Raw genomic sequence first — 12,340 nt, 5'->3', positions numbered from 1 at the left:
AAGCTTTTGAATAATACTCTCTCCCTAATTAGTGTTTTGAAATTGTTATTTTTATGACTGAATAATATATTTGAAAATCACTAAAAGTATAGCACTATCAATTAAAATATCAAAATATTAAATAATTAAATGTGCGGTATAATAAAAAGCTTCTCCATTGATTGGAGAAGCTTCTTATTATTTATCAAAAATAAATGAATTTATTTTGTTTGCAATATTATCAAAATCGTCATGTGTTAATGATACATACAATTTGATCTTAGGTTCAGTACCAGAAGGTCTTAATGCAATAAACCCTTCTTTGAAGTAAATTTTAAGTACATTTGCTTTAGGTAACGTAATAGAAGAGGTTTGATTTGTTTGGAAATCAACTTTTTCTCCTGTTTCATAATCTTCAATAGCAATGACATCTAATCCATTAATAGAACGTGGTGGGTTATTTCTATATGTTGTCATAATATCATCGATAATTGCTTTGCCTTTTGCACCTTCAAATGTATGAGAGAATAATTTGTTATTGTGGTGTCCTACTTGTTGGTAGATATCTTCCAACTCATCTTTTAACATACGTCCTTCATTTTTAAGTTCAGAAGCATATTTAATAATAAGCGGTACGATCTGAATAGCATCCTTATCTCTTACGAATGGACCAGCTAGGAAACCATAACTTTCTTCATAACCAAGTAAGTAATTTTGATCATCAGACATATTTCTAATTTCTTCAGCAATATATTTAAAGCCAGTTAACACTTCTTTGTATTCTACATTATGATAACGCGCTAATGACTTAGCTAGTTCACTACTTACAATAGATTGAATCATAATTCTATTGTTTAAGTGTGCTGTTTCATTAATACGATAATTTAATAATAGGGCACCAATTTGGTTACCATTAAAGTAATGAATATTACCGTCTGCATCACGCTCTGCTATACCTAAACGGTCAGCATCTGGATCAGTACTAATTAATAAATCAGCTTTAATTTGATTTGCAAGTTCAATGGATTGATCAAACGCTTTATGATCTTCTGGATTCGCACTTGCAACAGAACTGAAGTTAGGATCAGGTTTACATTGCGCTTCAACTAAATTAAATTGATTGAAATTTAACGTTGTCAAAATGTCAGGTACAACAGGTACGCTTGTTCCATGTAAACTTGTAAACACCACTTGTAAATTTGATTTAGGAATGTCACCGACTAATTCCTTAATGTGTTCAAAGTATGATGTTCTTACGTCAGTTGGGACTGTTAAAATGTTTGATTGTTGTTGTTCATTTAATTCAGGTAGTTCAATGTTAAGTGGATCACCTAAATCGTTAATATAATCACTTAGCTCGGCAGATGGTTCTGTAGACAGTTGTGCACCGTCTTCACCGTAAACTTTGATACCGTTATAGTCTTTAGGATTATGACTTGCAGTAATCATGACACCCGCATCTGCTTCTAAAAATCTAACAGCATAAGATAAATCAGGTGTTGTACGGTATGTATCAGATAAATAAACTTTGATATCATTACTAGCTAAAATCGTTGCGATAATTTGAGCGAATTCCGGTGACAAATGTCTTGTATCATAATGAATCACTGCTACTGGTGATGTGTGTTTGGATTGTAAAAACTTGGCTAAGCCTAAAGCGACTTTAGATACAGTAAATCGGTTTAAACGTCCTTCTCCAAGTCCTAATTTGCCTCTTATTCCAGCCGTACCAAAAGCAAGTGTTGTTTCAAAGCCTTCTTGTTGAGCTTCAGTTGATTGGTTCTCATAAAAGTCTTTAACTAAACTTTCATCAGCTACTTTAGTCCAATTATCTTTCATAATATAAAATTCCCCTTTAAAAAATAATCGCGTTACATCTAAATTAATTATTTTAAATCATTATCAAACGGGTATATTGAATACAGATGTACGCATGTAAGTTAATCTTATTATATAGTACATTTATTGTAAGTTACATTAAAAAGATATAAAAAATGATGAGAAAAATTCAAAGTTGAAATTTAAGTATTTATGACAATATTAAAAAATAAGTGTTTATCAATTATTTTTTAATATCAAAAGTCTATACTTTTTAAATATTGTCTCATATAATTAGCATATCAAATATAAATGGGGATTAAATATGATTAATACAATTACAAGCACATTGCCACCAGTCCATGGGGGAAGAACTAAAGCGTTATTAAAACGAATCAAGTTTTTAGATGAGGAAATGAATATCGTTAATAAGATATATACTACAAATTATAATGCTAATTATAAAGAAGTATATGATGAATTTTTAAAAAAAGGTTTTGTAACTAAAAATACAGAATACGAAAATTTATATGATTGGCTTTCAGATTTTAAATTATTATCTATACCAACGACAAAATTTAAGAAAAAACCAATTTATAAAGAAAAAGATAAAGAAATTGAAGGACTACAAAAGAAAGAATTTAAAGATGGTAATGTCGTTCGTTATTATGATGGAGATACGTACGTTCTTTATAGAAGATATTATGAAGGTACTAATATTGTAGAATTCGAAGATGTTATGTCTCCTGTATCTAAGAAAAGAATTGAACGTCATGAGTACAATGTGTATGGTCAACTTCATAAAATTAATTATTTCTCTAGTAAAACATACTTTAAAATATTAGAAGAATACTACGATACAGAAGGACAAATTTATTGTAAGAAATTTTATGATGCTAGTGTAGATAAACGTATCGATTTTATTCAAATATTTAAAGACAATAAATATTTACGCTCATTTAAAACTGAAAAAGATTTATTTGAGTATTATTTCAATCATCGTTTTAAAGATGGAGATATCATCTTTAATGATGCTAGAGTATTAGATAAACCAATGCTTAATCAAATACCTAAAACTAAAAATGTTCTTGTATTCCACAATAGTCATTTAGATGGAGAAAATGTAAAAGGCTCATACAAAACAGCGCTAGGTAATGCTGATAAAGTAGCTCAATATTTATTACTTACTCAAATGCAAAAAGATGATATTCAAAACTTGTATGATATCGATGATAATAAAATATCTGTTATTCCGCATTTTATTGAACCATATCCTGAGTCAGATCAAGTTGAAAAATTAGACCGATTTGTATTTATCGGTAGATTAGGTTTACAAAAACAAATTGACCACTTGATTAAAGCATATAAACAATTTCTATCTTATGGTCATGATACTGAATTAACAGTGTTTGGCCCAGATGAAGCCAATCAAAAAAAATTAATGCTAGACCTTATTAAAGAATATAACTTAGGCGATAAAGTAAAAGTATATAACTATACTAATAATCCATTGGATGAATTTAGAAAGTCTAAAGCTTCATTATTAACTAGTAAGTATGAGGGCTTTGGCTTAACAGTAATGGAAAGTATAGAAGTAGGCTGTCCAGTTATTTCATATGACGTTAGATATGGTCCAAGTGAAATTATTGATGATGGCGTTAATGGTTATTTAGTAGAACCAGATAATATTGAAGAATTTGCAAAATACATGGATAAAGTAGTTAGAGAACCACTAACACATGTTGCTACAAAAGCAACACTCAAACAAGAAAACGCCGCAGCCAACTTTAAAAAGTTGTTTGATAAAATTAAATAGAAAGATTTTGAATCCGGACAAGTGAAGAACTTGTTCGGATTTTTACACTTCTGATTTCAATGAAATTTCTATATTTTTATTAGTTAACTTACTGCTTTTAAATTATTTGATAGAATGTATATATAAATTTGATAGAGAAGGTGAAATATATGAAAAAAGTGATAAATGTAGTTGGAGCAATTATATTTTCTGATAATAAAATTTTATGTGCTCAAAGAAGTGAAAAAATGAGCCTACCTTTAATGTGGGAATTTCCAGGTGGAAAAGTTGAAAAAAATGAATCAGAAGAAGAAGCCTTGATTAGAGAAATTCAAGAAGAAATGAAATGTGATATTTCTATTAATGAAAAATTGACAACTACAGAGTATGAATATGATTTTGGTATAGTTAACTTAACAACCTTTAAGTGTCAATTAAACCAAGATGTTCCTACTTTAACTGAACATAAAGAAATAAAGTGGTTACCAATTAACCAGCTTAATTCATTAACATGGGCTCCAGCAGATATTCCAGCGGTTAAATTAATAATTGAAGGAGAATAGCTATGAATAGATTAATTGAAGATTTCACACAATCTTTACATAAAGGATTTATAGATAAAAATGTTTCGCACCAAGGAAATTTTACTCCCAAATTATTAATAAATAATAAAAATGAAAATGTTTTATCTACAATAGTTCAAGAGTTACAAAAGTGTATATCTTTTAGTATTTCAGTAGCATTCATTACTGAAAGTGGATTAGCTAGTTTAAAATCCATATTATATGATTTAAATCGTAAAGGAATAAAAGGGAGAATATTAACTTCCAATTATTTAGGATTTAATAGTCCTAAAATGTATAGTGAATTATTAAAATTAGAAAATGTGGAAGTACGTTTAACTGATGTAGAAGGGTTTCATGCAAAAGGGTATATTTTTGATCATGAAAATTACTCTTCTATGATCATTGGTAGTTCAAATCTAACCTCTAATGCATTAAAAATTAATTACGAACATAATATATTGTTATCAACTCATAGAAATGGTGAATTAGTACATAATATTAAGTGACAATTTAATGACCTATGGGATAAAAGTATATCCTTAACTCAGAAATGGATTGATGATTATAAAGAGACTTTTGAATACAAGTCAATAAAACAAATATTTGAATTACAAAATCAACAAAAAGTGTTGAATGATAAATATAAAAGCGTATTTAATATTCAGCCTAATAAAATGCAGAAAGAAGCATTAAGTTGTCTGGATTCACACAGAAAAGAAGGAAAAGATAGAAGTCTTATTATTTCGGCTACAGGAACAGGGAAAACAATATTGTGTGCATTAGATGTTAGAGCGTTTAACCCAGAAAAGTTTTTATTTATCGTACATAACGAAGGTATTTTAAATAGAGCCAGAGAAGAATTTCAAAAAGTAATGCCTCATATTGATGATAATGAATTTGGTTTACTTACTGGTAAACACAAAAACGTTAATGCAAAATATTTGTTTGCTACTATTCAAACTTTATCTAATAATGAAAATTTTAAAGCATTCTCAAAAGAACATTTTTATTATATTGTATTTGATGAGGCTCATAGATCTGCTGCTTCGAGCTACCAAAGAATATTCAACTATTTCACACCCAAGTTTATGTTAGGTATGACAGCTACACCAGAAAGATCTGATGATCTAAATATATATGAATTATTTGATTATAATGTAGCTTTTGAAATTAGATTACAAGAAGCATTGGAAAGTGAAATTTTATGTCCCTTTCACTATTTTGGTGTTACTGATTATTCAATTGGTGGAGAAATAAGTGAGGAAGTTGCAGATTTAAAGAATCTAACGTCAGATGAACGATTGCAAAATATTTTAGATAAAACTAACTATTATGGTTATTCTGGAGAAGAACTTAAAGGGTTAATTTTTGTAAGTCGAAGAGATGAAGCATATGAATTAGCGCAGAAATTAACGGATCATGGAATACCTTCTGTAGGATTAACAGGAAAAGATAAAATTGAATTAAGAAGTACCACAATTGAGCGTTTAAAAAATGGAGAAATTAGCTATATTATAACTGTAGACTTATTCAATGAAGGTATTGATATTCCTGAAGTTAATCAAGTCGTAATGTTAAGACCAACTGAATCAAGTATCATATTTATTCAACAATCAGGTAGAGGATTAAGGAAAAGTAACAATAAAGAATACGTTACAGTTATTGATTTTATTGGGAATTATAAAACGAATTATTTAATACCAGTCGCTCTATCAGGAGATCAGTCTCAAAATAAGGATAGTTATAAAAAGTTTTTAACTTCTAATAGTGAATTAAACGGTGTGTCTACAATAAATTTTGAAGAAATAGCTAAGAAAAAGATTTATGATTCTTTAGATGCAGTTAAATTAAATCAGCCTAAATTGATAAGAGAAGCCTATGAAACAGTTCAGAATAGAATTGGTAGACTACCTATGTTAATGGATTTTATTAGACAAAATTCAATTGATCCTAGTGTTATTTTTTCTAAATACAAAAATTATCATGAGTTTTTATTAAAAAATAAATACATAGAAGATAAAATCAATCTTAATGAATTTAAAAACTTAACTTTTTTATCAAGGCAACTAACTCCAGGTTTAAAGAAAGTGGATATTTTAGTATTAGAAGAAATATTGAAAGGCCCCATATTCATTAAAGAATTATTAGAGAAAATGAGAAAATTAAACGACGATATAATTGAAAAAGATGTAATAACATCCCTGAAAATTTTAGACTTCTCATTATTCAAATCAACAATTGGTGATACTTATGGTGAACCACTTATAAATATTGAAAATGACAAAATTCAATTAACAAAAGAATTTTCCAACTCATTAAATAATCCATTATTTTTAAAATATATTTTTGATTTAATAGAACTGTCTAAATATAATAATCGTCGATATCAAGATAGTGGAAATAGGATGATTATTTATAATAAATATTCCCGTGAAGATTTTGTTAAACTGCTTAATTGGGATAGTGATGAGTCGGGAACTATAAATGGCTATAAAATGAAACATCAAACTTTACCTATATTTATCACTTATGATAAACATGAAGACATAAGTGATAATACTAAATATGAAGATGAGTTTTTAAGCCAAGATGAGTTGAAATGGTACACAAGGTCACCAAGAAAAATCCAATCTCCAGAAGTACAAAATATACTCAATCATGTGGAAAATAATGTAACAATGTATATTTTTGTAAAGAAAAAAGACGATGATGGTAAGTACTTCTACTATCTTGGAACAGCTAATTATATTGAAGGGACAGAAGAGGAAGATATAATGCCTAACGGAAATTCAGTTGTAACGATGAAATTATCTATGTATCAACCAGTTAGAGATGATATTTATAGGTATATTACTTCTGATTAAATATAATGAACTTTGATTGGAATGTTAGAATTTTTAAATTTTGGTGCAGGAGCAGCGGACTTCCTAAAAGTGCTTGCAAAATATATCGAAAATCCATACCTGCTTATTTTATAGATTGAAAAATAATATTGATATAGCTATATGTCTTGGTACATCTTAAAAGATGTTATCAAGGCATATTTTTATTAAATAAATACAAATTGGTCTATTACAGTCAATATATTTGAATTTCAGAGTGTCTCATTTTAAACTTGCTTAATAAATATACTTTTTATACTCAAAATCCACAAAATTTAACTAATAAAAAAGTGAGGCTTTTAAAATGAATCAACTCAATTTTAATATAAACGAAGCTATTCCTAGTATGACCATCAAACCGATTTCTTTACCAACGCCAGCTGAACGTGGTGATGAATTACAAGTGAAAGTAAGTATGCCGTCTGAAGGTAACAATTTACCTATCATTTTATTTGCACATGGATTTGGATCTTCAATGCACGCATATGAACCTTTAACTGACTTTTGGGCATCGCATGGATTTGTTGTCATTCAACCTACATTTTTAGATTCAAGAACGATTGGCATGTCTCAAGATGATCCTAGACAATCAAACTTATGGCGTCAGCGAGTGGAAGATGTTAAAACAATTTTAGATCATTTGGGATATATTGAGACTCAAGTCCCAGGTTTGAGTGGACGATTAGACACGAGTAAGATTGCGACAGTTGGTCACTCATTCGGTGGTCAAACAGCAGGTAATTTATTAGGACTTCAAGTGATTGATCCGATAACTAAAGCGACAACAGATTATTCTGATGATAGAGTGAAAGGCGGAATTTTATTAGCAACTGCTGGAGAAGGTGGAGACAAGTTAACACAATTTGCGAAAGATAATTTTTCGTTTTTAAATCCAACCTTTGAACATATGACTAAACCAGCTTTAGTTGTAGTGGGAGATAAAGATCAAAATCCATTAACTAGTATAGGACCTGAATGGATGGAAGAACCGTATTATTTAAGTCCAGGTGAAAAAAGTTTATTAAAATTATATGAAGCGGAACATTCATTAGGTGGTATAGCAGGATATGAAGCCAAAGAAACGACTGACGAAAATCCTGAAAGAATTGACTTACTACAACATACAACATGGGCTTATTTAAGAAGTGTTTTAGATATCGAGCATGATAGTTGGAATATCGCTCAACAAATAATTACTAACAATACAGACCAAGCAGATATTCAATCTAAAAATGAATAACATAAATTATTAGCTATCATATTAGTCTTTTACTGGAAAAAGAACAACTATATCATAGATAATATAATTAAAAGAAAAAGAGGAGCATTAAACATGAATAATAAACAAAACATGAATCATGCCATTGTCCTAGGTGGCGGAGGGTCACTAGCAATTGGATGGCAATTAGGATACTTATCAACACTTTCTAAAGAAGGTATTGATGTTCGTAATGCAGATTTAATTATAGGTACATCAGGTGGTGCTCAGGTAGCTACTGGTATTACGTCTAGTAAAAGTTGGGATGAAATATTTGAAGAACAAATTGCTCCGAAATCAAACGAAGAACCACCACAAAGTGATATGTCCCATATCTTCACGAGATATGCAGACATTGAAAAGAATTCATCAACACCAGAAGAGTGGATAAAAGGCTATAGTGAATATGCATTAGAGTATGACAAATTTGATGAAAATGAACATATTAATCGATTGAAAAATAGAATTAAACTTAACCAATGGCCTGAAAATTTGATGATTACGGCTGTTGATGCACAAGCGAAATCAAGAGCAGCATTTACTACAGAATCCAATGTAGATATTTATAGAGCGATGGCAGCAAGTGGATCACTTCCAGGTGTTTGGCCAGCAACAACAGTTAATAATAGTAAACATTTTGATGGCGGTTGTCACTCAATGGAAAATGCCGATTTAGCAAAAGGAGCTAAAAAAGTTTTAATTTTATCAACAAATTTACCGATTAACACACCGTATAAATTGGAAGATGCGATAAATGAATTAGAACAAAATGGTGCAGAAGTTAAACTCATCACTCCTAGTAAAGAAGTATTTGATAAATTAAATGAACTTGGTGGCAATACTGTAGATCCATCTATTAGACCAGATATGGCTAAATTAGGTGAAAAGCAAGGTCAGTCAGATTCAGAAAGTCTTAAAAATTTCTGGAACTAGTATCTAGTATTTAAATGAATGAATCATAATCTATCGAGATAAAAATAGGTTAGAAAAGTGCAACGACACTTTCTCTAATTCAATTTTTTATCTCGATTTTTTTATAAAAACTAACTTTATACTTGCACATTACAAATAAAAGGAATAGAATGAGCAACATCAAATAAATAGTTAGATATCTAATTAAATGACAAATAATAACATTATAAGTTAATAACGCTATAAATAATAAGTTGAGGAGTGTTGAAGATGGAAAATGTAAAACGTATTGGAATTATTGGTGGTGGACCTGGAGGACTCATGCTTGGTCTATTATTACAACAGCAAGGTCATAAAGTTACTATTTTTGAAAAAGCAGATCCGAATGTGAATAGAGATCGTGGTGGTTCACTTGATATTCATGACGATAGTGGGCAACTTGCTTTAAAAGAAGCAAATATTTATGAACAGTTTAAACAATTAGCCCGATACGAAGGTGAAGACACTAAAGTTGTAGCTAAAGATGGAACGGTATTATTTGAAGAAGATGCAGAAGGCGAAGGTTCTCGACCTGAAATTGATCGTGGTGAGTTGTGTGATATTATTATGAATCAGTTAGAACCTTCATCCATTCAATATGGTTATACTTTTAATACATTAACTCAATTGGAAAATGACCAAGTTGAAGTTTCATTTAAAGAAGGAAATAAAGAAACATTTGATTTAGTTATAGGTGCTGATGGTGCATTTTCAAAAGTGCGTTCATTTATTTCAGATGTAGATGTTGAATATAATGATATTTCAATGGTCGAATTAAATGTGAATAATGTTAAAAACGACCATCCTGATTTAGCTCAATTCAATAAAAACGGTAAAATGATGGCATTAGGTGACAACAAAGCAATTCTAGGACAACTTAATGGAGATGGACGAATTAAAGTCTATATGTCTTATTTAATGGATGCAGATAAACTTGATGATTACAAAGCTTTATCAAAAGGAGAAATTAAACAGCAATTATTAAAAGACTTTGCGGACTGGTCACCAGAATTAAAAAAATATATCGAGTATGCCAGTGATGATATGCTACTTAGACGAATTTACAAATTACCAATCGGTTTTACTTGGGAAAGTAATGGCAACATCACTTTAATGGGCGATGCAGCACATTTAATGAGTCCGTTTGCTGGTGAAGGTGTTAATATGGCATTGTACGATGCATATTTATTAGCGAGTGCCATTAAAACATCTCAAGACCTTAAGTCAGCTATAGCTCAATATGAAGAAGAAATGTATGGTGTTTCTAAAGAAAGTGCACAAGAATCTCAAGATAATTTAGAAGTGATGTTCAGTGATACTGCCGCTGAACAAATGGCAGCATTTTTCAATTCAGTAATAGAATAAACAATAAACGTAGATATTGAATTGGAATTGTAATTTATTATTGATGTAGTTCTAAAAACATGACTTATTTCATGAATTTAGACATTAATTTCACAGATTTTGAAAAGTGATAAATTTGTGAAAATAATCACAAAACACTTTTGTTTTCTGAAAAATGGTGTAGTATATGAATTGTAAGGAATAAGACATGTTGGAGTGATAAAAGTGAGAAAAGTAATTGAAGAACTTGTATTCTCTGATGTAAGCAGTTATGAAATTTATGTCAATACAGGTGTTAATCAAGGTATAATTGGTGACATCAAAGATGGCTATTTAACTATCGATTCAATCCCTTATATTGATGCAGAAAGATTATACTACTATGGCTTAGAACGTAAAACATTAGTAACAAACTAACAATAATTTTTGACTCCTAATCAAAAAGCAATTGATTGCCTTCGTTGGTGAGCAATTGAAGGCAAATACATTATTATACCCCCATATAATTCTGGAAAATGCTACAAAATAACCTGAGACCAATTTAAAGGTCCCAGGTTATTTTTATCCTATTATCTAGCATTACTTTTTTCTTCAACTTGTTTAAAGTTCTTCTTAATTCCATTATAAGCATAGACTTGATTGAATAATTTATTTTTAGCTTTATCTACACTTGAGTAAGGCATTCTTACGTCACTCATTTTAGATAATTCATGTTGGAATTGTTTTTCAGAAGATTTTCTCTCAGCAATTGACATTTCTAACCATTCTTCTTCACTAAATAATTCTTCGAAGCGAAATTCAAATGCAGTACGGTTATTTTGCTCTCTTAATTTTAATATGCGATCGTGAAAAGTCATCGTATCCCCCCTATAATTTGAAAACATGTATGATAGTTACATACTAACTTTATAACTTATATATGATTTTTACAAACAAGATTTTTTATAATCACAGGAGAAGATGTGATTTTGTTAAAAGAACAAAGGTTTAAACGTGTAACTTTGTAGGTAATTATAAAAATAGTGATTAATAAAAAGGAGTTTTAAAATATGAATGAATTAAACAATAAAGTAGCAGTTGTTACTGGTGCAGGTAGTGGCATTGGTGAAGCAATTGCAACAGCACTTGGTAATAATGGTGTTAAAGTCGTATTAGCAGGTAGAAATACGGATAAATTAAATGCTGTAGCGACTCAATTTGAACAAGGAAATGTCAAAGTTGTTGCGACAGATGTTACAGATAAAAGAGAAGTTCAACAATTGATTGACACAGCTAAAGATACATTTGGCAGACTAGATATTGTTGTTAATAGTGCGGGACAAATGAAATCGTCTAAAATTACTGATTATAATGTAGATGACTGGGATTCAATGATTGATGTAAATGTTAAAGGCACATTATATACAATTCAATCAGCATTACCTACATTGTTAGAGCAATCTAGTGGACATATTATTAATATCGCATCTATCTCTGGCTTTGAAGTGACGAAGGGGAGTGCAATTTATAGTGCGACAAAAGCCGCTGTGCATTCCATAACACAAGGTTTAGAAAAAGAACTAGCTAAGACTGGAGTTAAAGTGACAAGTATTTCTCCAGGTATGGTTGAAACACCATTAACTGAGCATTACGATTTCAATGGACGTAAAAAATTAGAAGCACAAAATATTGCAGATGCAGCGATTTATGCATTAACTCAACCTAGTCATGTTAACGTAAATGAAGTGACGGTTAGACCAGTATAAAT

The 12,340-nt window shown here is 30.0% G+C and carries 9 protein-coding genes and 1 pseudogene; 8 read left to right on the top strand and 2 right to left on the bottom strand.

Features of this window, described 5'->3' with window-relative positions:
• Positions 1–177: 177 nt before the first annotated feature.
• The gene (locus Q4528_RS00655) at positions 178–1,818 is read right to left on the bottom strand and encodes a phospho-sugar mutase (RefSeq protein WP_046467024.1); all 1,641 of its coding nucleotides are present in this window, start codon (positions 1,816–1,818) and stop codon (positions 178–180) included.
• Between the two features lie 304 nt (positions 1,819–2,122).
• Between Q4528_RS00655 and Q4528_RS00650 the strand changes: the two genes are divergently transcribed.
• The 7 genes and pseudogenes from Q4528_RS00650 (at position 2,123) to Q4528_RS00620 (ending at position 11,010) form a co-directional block, all read left to right on the top strand.
• Positions 2,123–3,613 carry a glycosyltransferase gene (locus Q4528_RS00650; RefSeq protein WP_029056110.1) on the top strand — a complete coding sequence of 497 codons (1,491 nt, stop codon included), beginning with the start codon at positions 2,123–2,125 and terminating at the stop codon, positions 3,611–3,613.
• A gap of 149 nt (positions 3,614–3,762) precedes the next feature.
• Positions 3,763–4,155, top strand: coding sequence for a (deoxy)nucleoside triphosphate pyrophosphohydrolase (locus Q4528_RS00645; protein ID WP_029056111.1), 393 nt, complete (start codon positions 3,763–3,765; stop codon positions 4,153–4,155).
• Positions 4,156–4,157: 2 nt separating this feature from the next.
• Positions 4,158–7,022: pseudogene (locus Q4528_RS00640) on the top strand (DEAD/DEAH box helicase).
• Positions 7,023–7,344: 322 nt separating this feature from the next.
• The gene (locus Q4528_RS00635) at positions 7,345–8,280 is read left to right on the top strand and encodes an alpha/beta hydrolase family protein (RefSeq protein WP_046467026.1); all 936 of its coding nucleotides are present in this window, start codon (positions 7,345–7,347) and stop codon (positions 8,278–8,280) included.
• 93 nt (positions 8,281–8,373) lie between these two features.
• Complete coding sequence (locus tag Q4528_RS00630; protein ID WP_096807731.1) at positions 8,374–9,231, top strand: patatin-like phospholipase family protein; 858 nt, start codon at positions 8,374–8,376, stop codon at positions 9,229–9,231.
• 249 nt (positions 9,232–9,480) lie between these two features.
• Positions 9,481–10,614: an FAD-dependent oxidoreductase gene (locus Q4528_RS00625; RefSeq protein WP_082082898.1), complete on the top strand. Its 1,134-nt coding sequence runs from the start codon at positions 9,481–9,483 to the stop codon at positions 10,612–10,614.
• A gap of 204 nt (positions 10,615–10,818) precedes the next feature.
• The gene (locus tag Q4528_RS00620) at positions 10,819–11,010 is read left to right on the top strand and encodes a hypothetical protein (protein WP_002450408.1); all 192 of its coding nucleotides are present in this window, start codon (positions 10,819–10,821) and stop codon (positions 11,008–11,010) included.
• A gap of 152 nt (positions 11,011–11,162) precedes the next feature.
• On the opposite strand, the gene Q4528_RS00615 is transcribed toward Q4528_RS00620, so the two are convergent.
• Complete coding sequence (locus Q4528_RS00615; protein ID WP_046467029.1) at positions 11,163–11,450, bottom strand: DUF1413 domain-containing protein; 288 nt, start codon at positions 11,448–11,450, stop codon at positions 11,163–11,165.
• 192 nt (positions 11,451–11,642) lie between these two features.
• Between Q4528_RS00615 and Q4528_RS00610 the strand changes: the two genes are divergently transcribed.
• Entirely contained in the window at positions 11,643–12,338 is a 696-nt protein-coding gene (locus tag Q4528_RS00610; RefSeq protein WP_017636432.1) for an SDR family oxidoreductase, read from the top strand.
• Positions 12,339–12,340: the final 2 nt, after the last annotated feature.

The organism is Staphylococcus pasteuri, assembly GCF_030547725.1.
Lineage (GTDB): Bacteria > Bacillota > Bacilli > Staphylococcales > Staphylococcaceae > Staphylococcus > Staphylococcus pasteuri.
Note: the sequence above shows the minus strand (reverse complement) of the source record. Positions and strands in the feature narration are given on the sequence as shown.